This window comes from Streptomyces sp. XM4193 (assembly GCF_023072595.1).
Lineage (GTDB): Bacteria > Actinomycetota > Actinomycetes > Streptomycetales > Streptomycetaceae > Streptomyces.
In genome coordinates, this window is the sequence record NZ_JALLGK010000006.1 from 202,063 (window position 1) to 219,922 (window position 17,860).

A 17,860-nucleotide genomic window follows, 5' to 3' on the forward strand; every position below is an offset into this window, starting at 1 on the left:
TCGGGGCGTGCGGAGGAGCTACTGCTCGGCGGTGGGCGCTGCGGCGCGCTGGCCGAGCAGCACGCCGTCCCGGCCGTCCTCCTCGGTGAGCCGCACCCGCACGGTCTCGCGCAGCGAGGTGGGGAGGTTCTTGCCGACGTAGTCGGCGCGGATGGGCAGCTCGCGGTGGCCGCGGTCGACGAGCACGGCCAGCTGTACGGCACGGGGCCGGCCGATGTCGCCGAGTGCGTCGAGCGCGGCGCGGATGGTGCGCCCGGAGAAGAGGACGTCGTCGACGAGGACGACCAGGCGGCCCTCGATGCCGTCGCCGGGGATCTCGGTGCGGGCGAGGGCGCGGGCCGGGCGCAGCCGCAGATCGTCGCGGTACATGGTGATGTCGAGCGAGCCGACCGGCACGGGATGGCCGGTGATCTCCTGGAGCTTGGCCGCCAGGCGCTGGGCGAGGTGTACACCTCGCGTCGGAATGCCAAGGAGCACGACGTCGTCGGCGCCCTTCGCGCGCTCCACGATCTCGTGGGCGATACGGGTCAACACCCGTGCGATGTCCGGAGCTTCGAGCACCGGACGGGCGGGAGGCGTCGGGGCGGCCGCGGAGCCGTCCACGGGCACGCCTGCGGCGCCCTCACTGCTGCTGTCCATGCGAAACGGACCCCCTTCCCCGCCTCACGGGACGGGTCTTAAAGGACGTCTGGGTTGACTTCCACCACCGTACCAGCGGGGTTTCCACCCTCCGTATCCGGCCTGGTGGGCGGCGGAAGTCCTGCCCTCAGCTTGACGGCGGACATTACGCTGCGTAACCTCACAGTGAGTTACGAGAACCTCATCCGGGGAGCCTTATGTCCAGCGAATACGCCAAGCAGCTCGGGGCCAAACTCCGCGCCATCCGCACTCAGCAGGGCCTGTCCCTCCACGGAGTCGAGGAGAAGTCGCAGGGCCGGTGGAAGGCCGTCGTCGTCGGCTCCTACGAGCGCGGCGACCGTGCGGTGACCGTCCAGCGTCTCGCCGAGCTGGCCGACTTCTACGGCGTTCCGGTCCAGGAGCTGCTGCCGGGCACCACCCCCGGCGGCGCCGCCGAGCCGCCGCCCAAGCTCGTGCTCGACCTGGAGCGACTGGCCCACGTGCCGGTCGACAAGGCCGGCCCGCTCCAGCGGTACGCCGCCACCATCCAGAGCCAGCGCGGGGACTACAACGGCAAGGTGCTCTCGATCCGCCAGGACGACCTGCGCACCCTGGCCGTCATCTACGACCAGTCCCCCTCCGTCCTGACCGAGCAGCTGATCAGCTGGGGCGTGCTGGACGCCGACGCCCGGCGCGCGGTGGCCTCCGAGGACATCTGAGCAGCTCCGGACCCAAGGGGAGACCGAGCCACCGTCGAGGGGCCCGGTGGAAGCCGACAGCTTCCACCGGGCCCCTCGTCGCGTCTGCGGGCCCTGCGCGCGCACCTCAGGCACCAGCGGGCGGGGCTCGGTGGGTGGTGCAGCGGGCGCGGTGGGCGCCAACCGACCGCGCCCGGCGCGCAGTTCGCGCTCCCGGTGAGCGCCGGACACGAACTGTGCGCACCCGGCCGCCCGTTCGCGCCCCGTCGAAGGCCACGGGACTACTGCACGTGATCGTCGGCGACACTTCGCAGCCGCCGACCGAGCCCCGTTTCCGTCGACATGTGCCCAGAGGTGTCCCGGAACGCACAAGGGCCTTCCGACGGCCGTGCCGGGAGGTCTCCCTCCGCACGGCGCCGAAAGGCCCCGGTCGTCAACTCGCCTAGACGCGGCGCAGGTTGGGACCCAGCTCCTTCAGACGGCCCAACAGGCCGTTGACGAAGGACGGGGAGTCGTCCGTGGAGAACTCCCGCGCGAGCTGGACGCATTCGTCGATCACGACCGCGTCCGGTGTCTCCTCCACCCACAGCAGCTCGTACGCCCCCAGGCGCAGGATGCTGCGGTCGACGACCGGCATCCGGTCCAGGGGCCAGTCGACCGTGTAGGTGGAGAGAAGCTCGTCGATCCGGGCGACGTGCTCGGCGTACCCCTCCACCAGCTCCATCGTGTACTCGCTGACCGGTGGCTGCCGGCTGTCGGTACGGGCGTGCCGGATCCAGTCGGCGAGCACGTCGTTGACGCCGCTGCCGCGCTGGTCGGCCTCGAAGATGATCTGGAAGGCGCGCTTGCGGGCCTTGCTGCGGGCTGCCACGGTTAGCTGTTCACCCGGCCGAGGTACTCGCCGCTGCGGGTGTCGACCTTGATCTTCTCACCGGTGGAGATGAACAGCGGAACACCGATCTCGTAACCGGTCTCCAGCTCGGCCGGCTTGGTGCCACCGGTGGAGCGGTCGCCCTGCACACCGGGGTCGGTGTGCTTGATGACCAGCTCGACCGAGGCCGGCAGCTCGACCGAGAGCGGGTTGCCCTCGTACATCGCGACGGTGGCCTCGAACCCCTCGATGAGGTAGTTCGCCGCCTCGCCGAGAGTGGGTGTGTCGACGTGGATCTGGTCGTAGGTGTCCATGTCCATGAACACGTAGTACTCGCCGTCCACATAGCTGAACTGCATGCTGCGGCGGTCGACGGTGGCGGTCTCGACCTTCGTACCGGCGTTGAACGTCTTGTCCACGATCTTGCCGGAAAGGACGTTCTTCAGCTTCGTCCGCACAAAGGCGGGGCCCTTGCCGGGCTTGACGTGCTGGAACTCAACTACGGACCAGAGCTGGCCCCCGTCGAGCTTGAGCACCATGCCGTTCTTGAGGTCGTTCGTACTGGCCACGGTGGCGGATTCTCCTGAGACTGCTGCTCGGACGACCGGGGAACTGGATTCACCCGCCATGTGCAGCGGGGCGCCTCAGAGGGCGAGCAGCTCCTTGGTCGTGATGGTAAGTAGCTCCGGCCCGCCGTCCGCGAGAGAGCGGACAACGAGTGTGTCATCGATCCGGACCCCGCCCCGGCCCGGCAGATGTACCCCGGGCTCGACGGTGACCGGTACGCGAGCGTCAAGTTTACTCATGGCGTCCGGCGACAGCTGAGGGTCCTCTCCGATTTCCAGCCCCACCCCGTGCCCGGTGCGCGCCTCCACCGCCCCGCCGTGCCCGGCCGCGGCCAACACCTCACGGGCTGCACGGTCCACCGCGCGGCACTCCGCACCCGGCACCAGCGCCTCGCGCCCAGCGCGCTGAGCTGCGAAAACCAGCTCGTAGAGCTCGATCTGCCAATCCTCGGGAGCGGTGCCGATGACGAAGGTGCGGCCGATCTGGCAGCGGTAGCCGCGGTAGCGGGCGCCCATCCGTACGGAGAGGAAATCGCCCTCCTCGACCCTTCGGTCGGTGGGAACGTGCGTCGGGACGCCCGCATTGGGGCCGGTCGCCACGGAGGTGGGGAAGGCGGGGCCGTCTCCTCCGTGGTCGATCAGGCGCCGCTCCAGCTCCAGCGCGAGATGACGCTCCGTACGGCCGACCAGGATGGACTCCAGCAGCTCGCCGAGCGCCTGGTCGGTGATCTCCGCGGCGATGCGCAGACAGGCGATCTCGTCCTCGTCCTTGACCAGCCGCTGATGCTCCACCGCGCCGCTGAGATCTCCCAGCCGCACCTCGGGCGCCGCCTCGACCAGCGCGCGGTGGCGCCGCACGGTCAGATGGCTCTCCTCGACCACCAGCAGCTCGGTGCCGACCGCGACCGCCGACCGCGCTGCGGCCAGCAGCGGATCGCCTCCGCCGGGCAGCAGTTCGTGCCGCAGTTCGTCCTGCGCGCCGGGGAGCCACAGCGGGCGCTCCCCCAGGTCCGCGGCGAGCGCGGCCGTACCGCCCGCCCCCGCGGCCACCGGCGCGGGCAGGGTCGGCTGCACGAAGAGAGTGTCCCGGCCGTCGTGTCCGACCAGCAGGACGGCGTACGGCGGCGCGCACCCGGTGAGGTACCGCAGGTTCGCGGGTTGGGAGACGACTGCGCCGGTGCGCCCTTCTCCGGCCCCGTCGGCGGCCAGCGCACAGCGGTCCCGCAGTCGGGCGCGACGGGCCATGTGTACCTCGGACATGTCGCGAGCGTACGGCCGCACGGGCCGCCCGGCCGGTCGAGGCACTCCGAGTGGGCGGCGGACGCCCACACCGGACCGGCGGACCGGCGGAACGGAGGCCGCGGGGCGGCGCGCGAACAGCACGTCCAGCGGTGCGACAGCGGCACGGCCGCGGCGTACGGGCGCGGAGGCGACGCGGGGCGTACCGCGGTCGAGGCAGAACAGGCGGGGAGGCGGGCAGTGGTCAGGCAGGGACGGACGGGCCGCCGGGTGCGGGAGCGCGGACCCGACGGGCGGGAGCACGGGCACGTCGCTGCACGACCGGCGGGAGCGCCGGGCCCGACGGGCGGCGGTGCCGGTTGAGGCGCCCTGGGCGCTGCTACCAGCTGGGCGGGCTGGCGAGGCTGCGCGAGACGGCCTCGTCGAGCAGCCGCGCGGTGGTCTCCACATCGTTGCGGGAGTTGTCGATGATCGGCAGTCCCGACCCGTACCAGCCGGCCATCCGCCCGTGTATCCGGGCCACTTCCTCGTCGCTCAGACGCCGGTTGCCGCTGCGCTCGGCGTTGCGCTCGAGCACGATCTCCAGGCCCGGCAGCAGCACCACCGGGATCAGGCCGGGACCGACGTGGCGCTTCCAGCCGCCGAGCCCGATGACGGGACGGTCGGGGAAGACGGCGTCGTCGAGGATGCAGGAGATGCCGTTGGCCAGGAAGTTGCGCGCGGCGAAGCCGCAGGTGCGGCGGGCCAGGCGGTACTGGGCCTCGGAGTTGTCGTCCCAGCCGCTCTGCGGGTCGGCGAAGCCCGAACGCACCCACTCGCGCACGTCGTCCAGGCTGATGTGCGCGGTCGGCACCTGGCGGCGGTCGGCCCAGTAGCGGGCGACCGTGGTCTTGCCCGCGCCCGCCGGGCCGATCAGGAGCACCGCCACGGCGGTGTGCGCCACGTCCGGAGCGGACTGGTCGGCCGTCTGATGGGGTGCCAACACCGGGTCGCCGGTGGGGAGTTGGAGGTGGCCGGTCAGCTCACCGGCCGACTGCTGGGGCGGGGCGGGAGGCGGAGCCCAGCCACCGTGCGGCGGCTGCGGCGCGTGCGGCTGGGGCTGGGGCGCGTGCGGCTGGGGCTGCACGGGCGGCGGCTGCGGGTGGGGCTGCATCGGTGGCTGCTGCGGATGTGCGTGGGGCGGCGGGGGCCCGGGGTGCTGCCCGGAGGGCGGCTGATGGCCGGGGACGGCCATGGAGGGGGGAACGGGCTGCTGCGCCCCGTAGTGCTGCATCCGGTCCCACTCCGATCTTTCACGCACCCGCTGTGCGCTGGGTCAACGGTACCGAACCGTACCGTCCACCCGAACGGGTGGGAACGGTGCACCCGCCACCGGCCGCCCCGCCCCGGTGCCTCCGGACCGCCCCGCCCCGGTGCGCACCTGCGGAGAGGGGCGGCGGAGCTGCGGGGCAGGGCGGAGCGGACCTGCTGGTTCTCTCAGCCCCTGGCGTCGCCGCGGACCTGCGCGGCAAGCGAACGCAGGGCCAGGAGATAGGAGTCGATGCCGAAACCGGCGATCGTCCCGGAGGCGACCGCGGCGACGACCGAGGTGTGCCGGAAGCTCTCCCGGGCGTGCGGGTTGGAGATGTGCACCTCGATGAGCGGTGCGGTGCGCTGCGCCGCGGCGTCCCGCATTCCGTACGAGTAGTGGGTGAACGCGCCCGGGTTCAGCACCACCGGCAGCCGTCCGTCGGCCGCCTCGTGCAGCCAGCGGATCATCTCGCCCTCGTCGTTGGTCTCGCGGACCTCCACCTCCAGGTCCAGTTCGCGGCCGAGCGCGGTGCACCGTTCGACCAGGCCGGCGTAGGAGGTGGCGCCGTAGACATCGGGCTCGCGGGAGCCCAGCCGGCCGAGGTTGGGACCGTTGAGGACCAGGACGCGGCTGCCGCTCACGCCGCGATCTCCGCGTGCGCGGCCAGCAGCATCGCCGGGTCGGGACTCTCCAGCACGGTCGGCGAGGCCAGTCCGTTCAGGACGATGAAGCGCAGCCGGTCGCCGCGGGTCTTCTTGTCGACCTTCATCGTCTCCAGCAGCATCGGCCACTGGTCGCCGCGGTAGGTGACGGGCAGCCCGACGGACTCCAGTACCGCACGGTGGCGCTGCGCCGTCGCCTCGTCCAACCGGCCCGCGATACGGCCCAGTTCGGCCGCGAAGACCATGCCGACGGAGACGGCCGCACCGTGGCGCCACTCGTAGCGCTCGTTCTTCTCGATCGCGTGGGCGAGCGTGTGGCCGTAGTTGAGGATCTCGCGCAGGCCGGACTCCTTGAGGTCGCTGCCGACCACCTCGGCCTTGACCCGGATCGAGCGCTCCAGCAGTTCGGTGGTGTGCGGACCGGCGGGCCCGCGGGCGCCCTCGGGGTCGCTCTCGATGAGCTCCAGGATCGTCGGGTCGGCGATGAAGCCGGCCTTGATGACCTCGGCGAGGCCGCTGACGTAGTCGTGGACAGGCAGGCTGTCCAGCGCCGCGAGGTCGCACAGCACCCCGGCCGGCGGATGGAAGGCGCCGACGAGGTTCTTGCCCTCCGCGGTGTTGATGCCGGTCTTGCCGCCGACCGCCGCGTCGACCATGCCGAGCACGGTCGTGGGCACGGCGATCCAGCGCACTCCGCGCAGCCAGGTCGCCGCCACGAAGCCGGCGACGTCCGTGGTGGCGCCGCCGCCGACCCCGACGATGACATCGCTGCGGGTGAAGCCGGTCTGGCCGAGCGCCTTCCAGCAGTACGCGGCGACCTCGGCCGTCTTGGACTCCTCGGCGTTGGGCAGCTGGACCGCGATGGCCTCGTACCCCTGCTCGGCGAGATCCTCGCGCAGCACCTGCCCGGTCTCGGCGAGCGCCTCGGGGTGGAGCACGGCGACCCGCCGGGCCTGCTTTCCGATCAGGGCCGGCAGCTCGCCGAGGAGTTGACGGCCGATCAGGACGTCGTAGGGCTCGGTGCCCGCGCTGCCGGCGACCGTGACGCGTACCGGGGTTTCGTTGCTCATGCCTTCCTCAGCTCCAGGGCGTCCATGATCTCCTCGACGACCTCGTCGGGGGTGCGTTCGTCCGTGCTCACCACGACCCGGGCCACCTCGGTGTACAGGGGGCGGCGCTCCTCCATCAGCCGGCGCCACTGCTGGCGGGGGTTGACGGCGAGCAGCGGCCGGGCGACGTCGAGCCCGGTGCGACGCGCGGCTTCGGCGACGCCCATCTCCAGGAAGACCACCGGGCGCCCGGCGAGCAGTTCGCGGGTCTCGGCGGCGATGACCGCACCGCCACCGAGCGCGAGCACGCCCTCGTGCTCGGCCAGGGCGGTGCGCACCGCGGCGCGCTCCAGGGCGCGGAAGTGGTCCTCGCCCTCGTCGTAGAAGATCTCGGCGATCGGCTTGCCCGCTCCGCCGACGATGTCCTCGTCGGTGTCGCGGCAGACGGCGTCCAGGCGTTCGGCCAGCAGTCGGCCGACGGTCGACTTGCCGACGCCCATCGGGCCGACCAGGACCACCGCCGGGCCGGCGTTCGCGGCGCTCACCGGATCGCCAGGTTCTCGAGGTAGCCGGAGACGTTGCGGCGGGTCTCGGCGACGTTGTCGCCGCCGAACTTCTCGGCCACCGCGTCGGCGAGCACCAGCGCGACCATCGCCTCCGCCACGATGCCCGCGGCCGGCACCGCGCAGACGTCCGAGCGCTGGTGGTGCGCTCTGGCCGTCTCGCCGGTGCTGACGTCGACGGTCGCCAGGGCCCGCGGCACCGTGGCGATGGGCTTCATCGCGGCCCGTACGCGCAGGAGTTCGCCGGTGGTCAGCCCGCCCTCGGTGCCGCCGGAGCGGCCCGAGGCGCGGCGGATGCCGTCGTCGGTGACGACGATCTCGTCGTGCGCCTTCGAACCGGGGACCCGCGCGAGGTCGAAGCCGTCCCCGACCTCGACTCCCTTGATCGCCTGGATGCCCATCAGCGCACCGGCCAGTCGTGCGTCCAGTCTGCGGTCCCAGTGGACGTGCGAGCCGAGGCCCACCGGCACACCGTGGGCCACGACCTCGACCACCCCTCCGAGGGTGTCCCCGTCCTTGTGGGCCTGGTCGATCTCGGCGACCATCGCCTCGGAGGCCGAGGGCTCCAGCGCGCGCACCGGGTCGGCGTCCAGGCGCTCGACGTCCGCCGGCACCGGCACCCTGCCGTACGTCGCGCGGGCCGCGCCGAGCTCCACCACGTGCGAGACGATCTCGACGCCGCAGGTCTCCTTCAGGTACGAGCGCGCCACCGCGCCGAGTGCCACCCGAGCCGCGGTCTCGCGGGCCGAGGCGCGCTCCAGGATCGGACGGGCCTCGTCGAAGCCGTACTTCTGCATGCCGGCGAGGTCGGCGTGGCCGGGCCGGGGGCGGGTGAGCGGGGCGTTGCGGGCCAGGTCGGCGAGAACCTCCGGATCGACCGGGTCGGCCGCCATCACCTGCTCCCACTTGGGCCACTCGGTGTTGCCGACCATGATCGCGACCGGGGAGCCCAGGGACAGGCCGTGGCGCACACCGCCGAGAAAGGTGATCTCGTCGCGCTCGAACTTCATCCGGGCGCCGCGTCCGTAACCCAGACGGCGCCGGGCAAGGGCGTCCGCCACCAGCTCGGTGGTGATCGGCACACCGGCCGGCAGCCCCTCCAGCGTCGCCACCAGTGCGGGGCCGTGGGACTCCCCTGCGGTCAGCCAGCGCAACCTGCTCAACGGTTCTCCTCAAGTCCTCGACGCGTCGGGTCCTGGCGCGACGTGTGGTGCAGATCCTGCCACGGACCGCCTCGCGCTCCGGGCGGAGGTCCGTCAGCCGGACAGCCCGCCGGACAGCGTGCCGCGGGCGGTCAGCGCGGCCTCGCCGGCGCGGCGCATCGCAGCCAGCGGCCCGTGCTCGGCGCCGGTCATCAGCTCCACCTGGAGCACGGCCTGGTGGACCAACAGGTCGAGGCCGCCCACGAGTTGCCCGCCGCGCTGCTGCCAGGCCGCGGCCAGCTCGGTCGGCCAGGGCTCGTACAGCACGTCGAAGAGCGTGCCGGGGCGCTCGGGCACGGAGCCGGCGAGTGCGTCGGTGGCGCCCGCGGGGGTGGTGGCGACCACCAGCGGTGCGCCCAGCGCCTCCGCCGCCCGGCTCCAGTCGGTGGTGGTGACGCAGACGCCCAGCCGCTCGCCCCAGCCGCGCATCTCCCGGGCGCGCTCGGGGCTGCGCACATACGCGGTGATCTCGCCGTCGCAGATCCGGCCGAGGGCGGAGAGCGCGGAGGCGGCGGTGGCGCCGGCACCCAGAACGGCGGCGTGCGGCACCCGTTGCACACCGCGCTCGCGCAGCGCGGCGAGCATGCCGGGCACATCGGTGTTCTCGCCGACCCGGCGGCCGTCCTCGGTGAAGACGACCGTGTTCACCGCCTCGATGTCGGCCGCGGTCGGACTCACCTCGTCCAGCAGGGGGATCACGGCCCGCTTGAGCGGCATGGTGAGGGAGAGGCCGGCCCAGGAGGCGTCCAGCGTGCCCATGAACGGCGCGAGCGCCCGCTCGTCGACCTCGAACATGTCGTACGCCCAGCCGCTGAGCCCCAGCGCCCGGTACGCGGCGCGGTGCAGCTCGGGCGAGAGCGAGTGGGTGATGGGCGAGCCGAGAACCGCGGCCCTTCGTTCTTCGGTCATCAGTCGTTCCTGCGTTGTTCCTCGTTGAACTCCCGCACGTGCCGCGAGTGTTCCTCGAAGGTCTCGCTGAAGCGGGTATCGCCGGCCCGGACGGTGACGAAGTAGAGCCACTCCCCCTTGGTCGGCTTGAGGGCCGACTCGATCGCCTGGTGGCCGGGGTTGTCGATCGGGCCGGGGGGCAGCCCGGCGATGCGGTAGGTGTTGTACGGGTGGTCGAGCTTGGTGTCGGTGACGCTGACGTCCAGGGTGGAGCGGCCGAGCGCGTAGTTGATGGTGGAGTCGAAGTCCAGGCGGCCGTTGGTGGCGCTGTTGCCCGGCTTGATCCGGTTGTAGACGACCCGGGAGACCTTGCCGAACTCGTCGTCGGACTGGGCTTCGGCCTGGATCAGCGAGGCGATCGTGAGCACCTCGTAGGGGGTGCGTCCGACCTTCTTGGCGTTCCCCTCCAGATCCACCTTCTTGAACTCGGCGTTGGCGCGCTTGACCATCTCCTTGAGCACGGCCACCGGTTCGGTCTTCTTCGAGACGCTGTACTTGGACGGGAAGAGGAAGCCCTCCAGCGGGTCCCCACCCTCCTCCGCCCAGGACGGCAGGTCGAACTCGGTGCTCTCGGCGACCTTCTCGGTGGTGCCCTCGGGCGATTCGGTGCGCTCGTCGATGAGTTCGTAGATCTTGCTGGCCCGCAGCCCCTCGGGCACGATCAGCCCGCTCTGGCTGGCGGGGTCGAGCATCAGCTTGATCGCGGCCTCGGCGGACATGCCCTTGCGCAGCAGATACGTGCCCGCGTGGATCTTGGCCGCGTCGCCGTTCTCCCCGCTCGCCTCCACGAAGGCGTCGTGGCTCTTGACGACACCGGCCTTCTTGAGGATGTTCCCCATGTCGGAGAGCGAGGACGCGGTCGGGATCTCGACCTGCACCTCGCCGCTGCCCTCTCCCGAGTAGTCGGGCGCGGAACCGAACTGCCCCTGGAGGAAGTCGTACGCCAGGTAGCCCGCGCCGCCGACACCGCCGACCAGGACGACCGCGGCCGTCAGACAGGCCATGCCGTTCTTCTTGCGCCCGCCGTCCTTGCGACCGCCGTCCTTGCGCCCGCGCCCGCGCCTGCGGCCCGGCTCCCGCTCGTCCGGATCGTCGTCGAAGTCGTCGTCCTCGGCTGCTCCGGCACGGCCCCTGCGCCCCGAACCCTCGCCGCCCTCACCGCTGTCCGCACGCTCGCCCCGGCCCGCGGCCCGCTCCGCCCGCGCCTGCCCCCGCCCGCCGGAAGCCGCGGGGGCGGCTTCGTCCGAGAAGAAGGCGTGGTTCTCCAGGCGGGAGTCGCTGTCCCACTCCTCGGGCGCCGCCGGCTCGGGCTGCCGCGCCTGTGCCGCTCCGCGCGCCTGCGCGCCGGCCGCCCCCGCGTACGGGGCGCCCCGGCCCAGGGAGGCGTCCTGGCCGTACGCGGTGTCCGCGCCGTACGAGCTGTCCTGCCCGTAGGAGGTGTCCGCGCCGTAGGCGGCGTCCCGGCCGTGCGGATCGCCGTGTCCGTACGAGGGGTTCTGCGGGTGTCCGGCGGGGCCGCCGTAGGACTCCGCGCCACCGTAGCCCTGCTGCTGCGCGTACGGATCGCCGGCCGGGTAACCGCCCTGCTGCTGCCCGGCCGCGATGCCGCCGCCGTAGGAGTCGTGCTGCTGTGCGTACGGGTCCTGGCCGTAGGCGGAGCCTGCCCCGTAGGCGTCCTGGGGTGCGTAGGACTGCCGGCCGCCACTGGTGTCGCCGTAGCCGTAGCCGCCCTGCTGGGCGTGCGGGTCGTACTGCGACTGGTGTTGCTGCTGCTGTTGGTACTGCTGGGACGGGTCCTGGTACTGGCCCTGCTGCTGGTTCATGCCCAACGGGTCGTCACCGTACGGCGACTGGGGCGCGGCCGGCTGCTGCTGCCAGTCGGCGTAGCCGTAGGGGTCCTGCTGGGGCCCGCCCTGCTGCGGGTGGCCCCGGTCCGGCGCCCGGTGCGCCTGCTGAGTACCGTCCCAGCCCTGGTCCCCGTACAACGGGTCCTCGGGATGCCACGGTTGGGAGCCTGGGCCCCGGCCATACTCAGTCATCGATCCCCTATGCCGCGCTTCGGCTTCCGCCATCGAGAGCTCGACGCTCGGTCGGCCGCCGTGTCGCCCGGAACGCTACCGTATTGCGATCACACAACCACCTGAGCCGGACCCTTGCGGGGCGTGCCCCTCCCCCGGTCGGGCCCGCGCCGACGAGCGGTCGCCCGAGTCCGCGGACCCGGCACCCGTACACGCCAACGAGCCCCGGGAGCACGACGTTCCCGCAGGACCGGGCCCCGCGGGCGGAATCGGCCCGGGACCGATCGCGTGCGGGCGCACTTCCCACCAAACCCTGCTCCGCCGCCCCCGCGGGCCGGCTCAGACGCTGTGGCCCGGCGGCTGACCCGATCCGCGCTCCGCCTCCAACGCGCTCTGCAGGATCACCACCGCCGCGGCCTGGTCGATACGGGACCGGCCCTTCTTCGCGCTCACCCCGGACGCACGCATCGACTGGGCGGCGGTCACCGTGCTCATGCGCTCGTCGACCAGCCGCACCGGCACAGGGCCGACCAGAGCGGCCAGCCGCTCCGCGAAGGACCGCACCTTCGCCGCGGCCGGCCCCTCGCCACCGCTCAGCGAACGGGGCAGCCCGATCAACACCTCCAGCGGCTCGTACTCCTGGACGAGCTGTGCCAGGCGACGCTGGGCGGCCGGTACGTCCTTGCCGGGCACGGTCTCGACCGGAGTGGCGAGCACCCCGTCGGGGTCGCAGCTCGCGACCCCGATCCGGGCGTCCCCCACATCGACGGCCAACCGCCGTCCCCTGCGCATCAGTTGACTTCCAGCGGGCTCACGCGACCTCGGCCACCTGACGCTCGACGGCGGCCAGCGCCTCGTCGACCGCGGCCGGGTCCTGCCCGCCGCCCTGGGCGACGTCGGGCTTGCCGCCGCCTCCGCCGCCGAGGGTCTTCGCCGCGACGCGCACCAGATCGCCGGCCTTCAGTCCGCGCTCACGAGCGGCCTCGTTGGTCGCGACGACGGTGAGCGGACGGTCCTTGACCACGGTGAAGAGAGCCACCACCGCTGCCCGGTCGCCCGCGATACGGCCGCGCACGTCCAGTACGAGCTTGCGCAGGTCGTCGGCGCTGGTGCCGTCGGGCACCCGCCCGGAGGCCAGCGCGACGCCCTTGACGTCCTTGGCCTGCTCCACGAAGGAACCGGCGGCCTGGAGCACCTTCTCGGCACGCAGCCGGTCGATCTCCTTCTCCGCCTCGCGCAGCCGCGTGATCATCCCCGAGACGCGCTCGGGAAGCTCGTCGCTGCGGCCCTTGACCAGCTCGGTGAGCTGGGAGACGACGGTGTGCTCCTTGGCGAGGAACTTGTAGGCGTCGGCGCCCACCAGCGCCTCCACCCGGCGCACGCCGGAGCCGATGGAGGACTCGCCCAGCAGCTTGACCAGACCGAGCTGCGAGGTGTTCGAGACGTGGGTGCCGGCGCACAGCTCCTTGGAGAAGTCGCCGATGGTCACGACGCGGACCTGCTCGCCGTACTTCTCGCCGAACTCCGCGATGGCGCCCTGCTTCTTGGCCTCGTCCAGCGTCATGACCTCGGCCTGCACGTCCAGATCGCCGCTGAGCACCTCGTTGATCCGCTGCTCGACGTCGAGCAGCACCGAGCCGGGCACGGCCGTCGGCGAACCGAAGTCGAACCGGAAGCGGCCCGGGGAGTTCTCCGAGCCGGCCTGGGCGGCGGTGGGGCCCAGCGCGTCGCGCAGCGCCTGGTGGGTGAGGTGGGTGGCGCTGTGCGCGCGGGCCACCGCCCGGCGGCGGCCGACGTCGATGGCGCAGTGCACCTGCGCGCCGACCGTCACCTCGCCGACCTGGACCACGCCCTTGTGCACGCTGACGCCCGGCACCGGACGCTGTACGTCCCGCACCTCCACGACAGCCCCGCCGGTCAGCCTGATCCGGCCGGTGTCGGCGAGCTGGCCGCCGCCCTCGGCGTAGAACGGGGTGCGGTCCAGGACCACTTCGACCTCGTCGCCCTCGTGGGCGGCCGGCGAGGAGGCCCCGCCCACGAGCAGGCCGACGATGCTGGCCTCGCCCTCGGTGTGGGTGTAACCGGTGAAGTCGGTGGCGCCGGCCGCGTCGGCGACCTCGCGGTAGGCGGAGAGGTCGGCGTGGCCGGTCTTCTTGGAGCGCGCGTCGGCCTTGGCCCGCTCGCGCTGCTCCTTCATCAGCCGGCGGAAGCCCTCCTCGTCGACGCTGAGCCCCTGCTCGGCCGCCATCTCCAGGGTGAGGTCGATGGGGAAGCCCCAGGTGTCGTGCAGCAGGAACGCCTGGTCGCCGGCGAGCACCCGACCGCCGGACGCCTTGGTCTCGGTGACGGCGGTGTCCAGGATGTTGGTGCCGGCCCGCAACGTCTTGAGGAACGCGACCTCCTCGGCCTGCGCCACCGTGGAGATCCGCTCCCGGTCGGTGACCAGCTCGGGGTACTGCTCCCCCATCGTGCCGATCACGGTGTCGACCAGGGTCTGCACGACCGGCTCCTGCGAGCCGAGGATGCGCATGTTGCGGATGGCGCGGCGCATGATGCGGCGCAGCACGTAGCCGCGGCCCTCGTTGCCGGGGGTGACACCGTCCCCGATGAGCATGACCGAGGTGCGCAGATGGTCGGCGACCACCCGCAGCGAGACGTCGCCGTCGTCGCTCGCGCCGTAGCGGACACCGGTGAGCTCGGTGGCGCGGTCGATGACCACGCGCAGGGTGTCGGTCTCGTACATGTTCCGCACGCCCTGGAGGATCATCGCCAGTCGCTCCAGGCCGAGCCCGGTGTCGATGTTCTGGGCGGGCAGGTCGCCGAGGATCGGGTAGTCCTTGCCGGAGCCGGCGCCGCGCTCGTACTGCATGAAGACCAGGTTCCAGATCTCCACGTAGCGCTCGTCGTTGACGGCCGGGCCGCCCTCCTCGCCGAACTCCGGACCGCGGTCGTAGTTGATCTCCGAACACGGTCCGCAGGGGCCGGGGACGCCCATGTCCCAGTAGTTGGGGCCCATGCCCAGGCGCTGGATGCGCTCCGAGGGGACGCCGACCACCTCGCGCCAGATGCGCTCGGCCTCGTCGTCCTTCTCGTAGACGGTGATCCAGAGCTTCTCCGGGTCGAGGCCGTAACCCCCCTCGGCCACCGGGGAGGTGAGCAGCTCCCAGGCCAGGGTGATGGCGCCTTCCTTGAAGTAGTCGCCGAAGGAGAAGTTCCCGCACATCTGGAAGAACGTGCCGTGCCTGGTGGTCTTGCCGACCTCTTCGATGTCCGGTGTGCGCACGCACTTCTGCACGCTGGTCGCCCGCGCGAACGGCGGCTTCACGTCGCCGAGGAAGTAGGGCTTGAACGGCACCATGCCGGCCGGGATGAGCAGCAGCGTCGGGTCGTCGGCGATCAGCGACGCGGAGGGCACGGCCGTGTGTCCGCGCTCCTCGAAGAAGCTCAGCCAGCGGCGACGGATTTCAGCCGACTCCATCAGAGGTCCTCTTTCCCTGTCCTGCGGTGTCCGTTGGTGCGGTTCGTGTGGGCGCCGGGTGCCGGTCCCAGCTGGGCGCGCTTCCCGCCGCCCGGCAGTTGACGGATCGTCACCGGCTCGTTCGGGTCGGCGGTCAGACCGAGTGCGTCGTTGAGCTCCTCCTCGCGGCGCGCCATCTGGTGGCGCACGTCGACGGCGAACTCCCGGACCCGGTGGCCGGTTTCGAGCGCCTTGTCCGCGGCGCGCGCGGCGAGCGACTCGGGGGTGAGGCTGCGCAGCTTGCGGTTGACCTTGGTGGTGGCGTACACGCCCGCGGCGGCACCTGCGCTGAACCAGAAAGCTCGACGGAACATCGCTGTCGTCAGTCCTTTCCACCGCGCCGCCGCCGACCGCCTCTGGCGAACGGCACGGCGGCACCCGGCACTACGGTCACTCGGCGCCGCTTCTGCGGCTCGGTCCTGCGCGCACCCAGGGCTCGGCGCACGCCGTAGCCAAAGGCGGCGACCTTCACCAGCGGGCCGCCGAAGGTCGTGGAGACGGTGGAGGAGAGTGCGGAGGCGTTGGAGGTGACCTCCTGGACGTCGGTGGCGATGGCGTCCACCTTCTCCAACTGCGTCTGGGCGCTGCGCACCGTCTGCGACGCCTCCCCCAGCAGCGGAACGGCCTTCTCGGTGACGTCCGCCACCAGCTTGGTCGCCGCTCTGAGCGTCTGCGCGAGCCTCACCAGTGCGACGGCGAGGAACGACACGAGAATCGCCCAGAAGACAGCCACGAGGATGCCGGCCACCTCTCCACCGGACACGCTGCACCGCTTCCCTTGATCGGTATGGGTTCGGCCGCCTCCCCGACCCGGGTACGCGCGGCAGGCCACGACCCTATCGCGCGGCGGTGACAGCGACGGACCGGATGAGCCGCGGACCGGAAGTCGGGCTTCGCCGCGGAAGCCGAGCCGTGCCCCGGGAGTTGGGCCGCACCCCCGGGAAGGCGAGTCGCACCCCGGCCCTGCCGGAGTCGAACCCGATCCGCCCCAGCGGACCCGCCCCTGCCCCGGGGAACGCAAACGCCCTCCGCCGCGGCCGGGGCCGACGGGCGGAGGGCGTCACCGATCACGGGACGGGCGGAACCCGTCCCGGACGATCAGCGGGCGTAGTACTCGACGACGAGCTGCTCGTCGCAGATGACCGGGATCTCCTTGCGGTTGGGGTCCCGGTCCATGCGGAACGCCAGCGCCTGGAGGTTGACCTCCAGGTAGCGCGGGGTCTCGCCCTCACCCGCGTAGCCACCCTCGCGGGCGACCAGGAACGGGTGCTTGGCGCGGCTGCGCTCGCGCACCGACACGACGTCGTCCGGACGGACGCGGAAGGACGGCTTGTCGACCTTGCGGTTGTTCACCGCGATGTGGCCGTGGACCACCATCTGGCGGGCCTGGTAGATCGTGCGGGCCAGGCCGGACCGCAGGACGAGCGCGTCCAGACGGCGCTCAAGCTCGATGATCAGGGCCTCGCCCGTCTTGCCGTCGACCTTCCGAGCGCGGTCGTAGGCACGCACCATCTGGCGCTCGCTGATGTCGTACTGCGCGCGCAGGCGCTGCTTCTCCAGCAGACGGACCTTGTAGTCACTGTTCTGCTTGCGGCCACGGCCGTGCTCGCCCGGCGGGTACGGGCGCTGCTCGAAGTACTTGACGGCCTTCGGGGTCAGCGCGATGCCGAGTGCACGCGACTTCTTGACCTTGGGACGCGACTGGTTCACGTTGAACAGTCCTCCGTGTAAGTTAGGTGAGGCTTACCTTAGTAGAGGAGAACGCATGTTTCGTCCTGGGAACCCCCTGCCCGGAACCGTTCACGATGACCAGGCGTCCCCCCACGTCGAGCAGGGGGAGGGGCAGCCGCGTCCCATGGAAGACCTCCGGCAGCCGTCGGCCGCCGAGCGGGTGCGCACCCTCGTTGAGTCCAGGGTATCCGCAGCACTGAGCATTCCGGGAATCGAGCCCGACGAACTGGGCTCGGGGGTACCGGAATCGCGCGCTGTGAACACCGATGGAGACGTCATCCTACTGGTCCCCGCGGACTCCCCCGCAGCCAGGGCCGTCACTCACGCCCAGGACGACGAGGCCACCGCGGTGATGGAGATCACCGATGTGGCACCCGTCTCCGTGCCGCACCGGATCCGCGGCCGGGCCTGGGTCGCCGGCTGGCTCACCGCGGTGCGCGGTCCCGCCCTGGGCGAGGCCGCGAAACTGCTCGCCGCACACGACCCCACCAGTCCCTCGGCGCACAGTCGGCGCTGGTCGGTGCTGAGGCTCGAGGTGGGCGAGGCGTATGTGGACGATCTGTGGGGCGAGACGCACATCGAGCCCGAGGACTTCCTCACCGCCGAGGCCGACCCGCTCTGCCGCCACGAGGCCGAACTGCTCCAGCACCTGGCCACGGCCCATCCCGAACAGGTCGAGCGGCTCCAGCACCTGCTCGGCGAGGACGCCCTGCGCCTGGTCGACCGCAGACGAGCGGTGCCGCTCGCGCTCGACCGCTACGGGATGCGGGTGCGCTTCTGCGGACCGCACGACGGCTTCGACGTGCGTTTCGAGTTTCCCGAGCCGGTCCGGGACGTGAGCGGGCTGCGGCGGGAGATGCACCGGCTCTTCGAAGCCGCGCACTGAC

At 72.0% G+C, this 17,860-nt stretch carries 18 protein-coding genes; 2 read left to right on the plus strand and 16 right to left on the minus strand.

Features of this window, described 5'->3' with window-relative positions; all coding sequences use genetic code 11:
• Nucleotides 1-18: 18 nt before the first annotated feature.
• Entirely contained in the window at nt 19-639 is a 621-nt protein-coding gene (pyrR, locus tag MTQ01_RS17655) for a bifunctional pyr operon transcriptional regulator/uracil phosphoribosyltransferase PyrR (RefSeq protein ID WP_247491533.1), read from the minus strand.
• Nucleotides 640-836: 197 nt separating this feature from the next.
• Here pyrR and bldD point away from each other — a divergent pair, with 197 nt between their 5' ends.
• Complete coding sequence (bldD, locus tag MTQ01_RS17660) at nt 837-1,337, plus strand: transcriptional regulator (protein ID WP_211040432.1); 501 nt, start codon at nt 837-839, stop codon at nt 1,335-1,337.
• Nucleotides 1,338-1,758: 421 nt separating this feature from the next.
• Here bldD and nusB read toward each other — a convergent pair whose 3' ends face one another.
• The 15 genes from nusB to rpsD all read right to left on the minus strand — a co-directional run bounded on the left by nusB (nt 1,759) and on the right by rpsD (nt 16,952).
• On the minus strand, nt 1,759-2,187 hold the full coding sequence (gene nusB / locus MTQ01_RS17665) for a transcription antitermination factor NusB (RefSeq protein ID WP_247491534.1): 429 nt from the start codon (nt 2,185-2,187) through the stop codon (nt 1,759-1,761).
• 2 nt (nt 2,188-2,189) lie between these two features.
• Nucleotides 2,190-2,756 carry an elongation factor P gene (gene efp, locus MTQ01_RS17670; RefSeq protein ID WP_247491535.1) on the minus strand — a complete coding sequence of 189 codons (567 nt, stop codon included), beginning with the start codon at nt 2,754-2,756 and terminating at the stop codon, nt 2,190-2,192.
• 75 nt (nt 2,757-2,831) lie between these two features.
• On the minus strand, nt 2,832-4,013 hold the full coding sequence (locus tag MTQ01_RS17675; protein WP_247491536.1) for a M24 family metallopeptidase: 1,182 nt from the start codon (nt 4,011-4,013) through the stop codon (nt 2,832-2,834).
• Between the two features lie 358 nt (nt 4,014-4,371).
• Nucleotides 4,372-5,265, minus strand: coding sequence for an AAA family ATPase (locus MTQ01_RS17680; RefSeq protein WP_374207786.1), 894 nt, complete (start codon nt 5,263-5,265; stop codon nt 4,372-4,374).
• 203 nt (nt 5,266-5,468) lie between these two features.
• The gene (gene aroQ, locus MTQ01_RS17685) at nt 5,469-5,924 is read right to left on the minus strand and encodes a type II 3-dehydroquinate dehydratase (protein WP_247491537.1); all 456 of its coding nucleotides are present in this window, start codon (nt 5,922-5,924) and stop codon (nt 5,469-5,471) included.
• Complete coding sequence (gene aroB / locus MTQ01_RS17690; protein WP_247491538.1) at nt 5,921-7,015, minus strand: 3-dehydroquinate synthase; 1,095 nt, start codon at nt 7,013-7,015, stop codon at nt 5,921-5,923. The genes aroQ and aroB overlap by 4 nt, the downstream gene beginning before the upstream one ends.
• Nucleotides 7,012-7,539, minus strand: a complete 528-nt coding sequence (locus MTQ01_RS17695) for a shikimate kinase (protein ID WP_247491539.1) — start codon at nt 7,537-7,539, stop codon at nt 7,012-7,014. Before MTQ01_RS17695 ends, aroB begins: the two co-directional genes overlap by 4 nt.
• Complete coding sequence (aroC, locus tag MTQ01_RS17700) at nt 7,536-8,720, minus strand: chorismate synthase (RefSeq protein ID WP_247491540.1); 1,185 nt, start codon at nt 8,718-8,720, stop codon at nt 7,536-7,538. The genes MTQ01_RS17695 and aroC overlap by 4 nt, the downstream gene beginning before the upstream one ends.
• A 93-nt stretch (nt 8,721-8,813) precedes the next feature.
• Entirely contained in the window at nt 8,814-9,668 is an 855-nt protein-coding gene (locus MTQ01_RS17705) for a shikimate dehydrogenase (protein ID WP_247491542.1), read from the minus strand.
• Entirely contained in the window at nt 9,668-11,746 is a 2,079-nt protein-coding gene (mltG, locus tag MTQ01_RS17710; RefSeq protein ID WP_247491544.1) for an endolytic transglycosylase MltG, read from the minus strand. The genes MTQ01_RS17705 and mltG overlap by 1 nt, the downstream gene beginning before the upstream one ends.
• Before the next feature lie 318 nt (nt 11,747-12,064).
• Nucleotides 12,065-12,517, minus strand: a complete 453-nt coding sequence (ruvX, locus tag MTQ01_RS17715; protein WP_247491546.1) for a Holliday junction resolvase RuvX — start codon at nt 12,515-12,517, stop codon at nt 12,065-12,067.
• A gap of 19 nt (nt 12,518-12,536) precedes the next feature.
• Entirely contained in the window at nt 12,537-15,203 is a 2,667-nt protein-coding gene (gene alaS, locus MTQ01_RS17720; protein ID WP_247491547.1) for an alanine--tRNA ligase, read from the minus strand.
• The gene (locus tag MTQ01_RS17725; protein WP_247491548.1) at nt 15,203-15,556 is read right to left on the minus strand and encodes a DUF6167 family protein; all 354 of its coding nucleotides are present in this window, start codon (nt 15,554-15,556) and stop codon (nt 15,203-15,205) included. Before MTQ01_RS17725 ends, alaS begins: the two co-directional genes overlap by 1 nt.
• 8 nt (nt 15,557-15,564) lie before the next feature.
• Nucleotides 15,565-16,005 (minus strand): DUF948 domain-containing protein, encoded by a 441-nt coding sequence (locus MTQ01_RS17730; protein WP_211041809.1) that lies wholly within the window; start codon nt 16,003-16,005, stop codon nt 15,565-15,567.
• 335 nt (nt 16,006-16,340) lie between these two features.
• Nucleotides 16,341-16,952 carry a 30S ribosomal protein S4 gene (gene rpsD, locus MTQ01_RS17735; protein WP_247491549.1) on the minus strand — a complete coding sequence of 204 codons (612 nt, stop codon included), beginning with the start codon at nt 16,950-16,952 and terminating at the stop codon, nt 16,341-16,343.
• Between the two features lie 145 nt (nt 16,953-17,097).
• Here rpsD and MTQ01_RS17740 point away from each other — a divergent pair, with 145 nt between their 5' ends.
• A complete protein-coding gene (locus tag MTQ01_RS17740; protein WP_247491550.1) occupies nt 17,098-17,859 on the plus strand; it encodes a DUF2470 domain-containing protein in 762 nt (253 codons plus the stop codon).
• Nucleotide 17,860: the final 1 nt, after the last annotated feature.